General features: G+C 47.9%; 1 protein-coding gene. It reads left to right on the plus strand.

Features of this window, described 5'->3' with window-relative positions:
- Window positions 1-396: 396 nt before the first annotated feature.
- Entirely contained in the window at window positions 397-783 is a 387-nt protein-coding gene (locus ACR0EK_RS20305; RefSeq protein WP_480901177.1) for a hypothetical protein, read from the plus strand.
- Window positions 784-835 lie beyond the last annotated feature (52 nt).

Here is an 835-nt window from a genome sequence, read left to right on the forward strand (position 1 = left end):
AGGTCGCAGGTTCAAATCCTGCTCCCGCAACCAATACTTCCTAGTCAGATATCAAGCACTTAGCGCCCCTTGGGGCGCTTTCTGCGTTCAGGGCCACTGCACAACTGGAAGCACTCTGGAAGCATTAGGGACGAAATTCACCCTGTGATGAATGCGCAACACCAGAAATCAGTGAACTTTTGGTGCCGTACCACTTTTCATCCCATTGGCAATGTGCAGAATTACCCGAACTGTAGAATAGAATACCAGCAACTGAATTTCACGTTAAGTTGTAGTTTCTGCGCGCGATGCACCCGAATTGAGGCACTTATATTTATGAAAACACAGAGTATTTGGGACCACGATCTTCTGGACTACGAACATATCGGGAACACTTTCACAAACCTGATTAAGTCAATGGAAACCACAAAGGTCGTTTCCATTGAAGCTGGATTTGGCAGGGGAAAGACGTTCTTTCGGAAGGCTTGGTCAGAACAACTCAGACAGTCTGGGGAAATTGTTATCGAAGTGGACGTTCAGCAATCGGACCACTCGGGTGATCCCATTGTTACACTGTTTGGTGCGTTGGTCGAGGCCGTACCTAAAACACAGGGAGGCAAAGCAAAGAAAGCTTTGGATTCGGCAAAAAAAATCGGGGTAATTGGAGCTCGCGCTGCGGCAAGAGTTGTTCTTCGATCCGGAGCCGACGAGATCATCGAAGCTATGTCTGATGGAGCTATTGACGCTCTTGGAGATTTTGATGCTCTAGGGTCAGGATGCATTGATTTTCAAGGCGCTGCATGATTCACGGCTCGAAAAATGGAGTGGTGATATGAGCGACCTTTTCTGGCTGACC

The sequence above is a fragment of the Ruegeria sp. AE4 genome, from assembly GCF_056542185.1.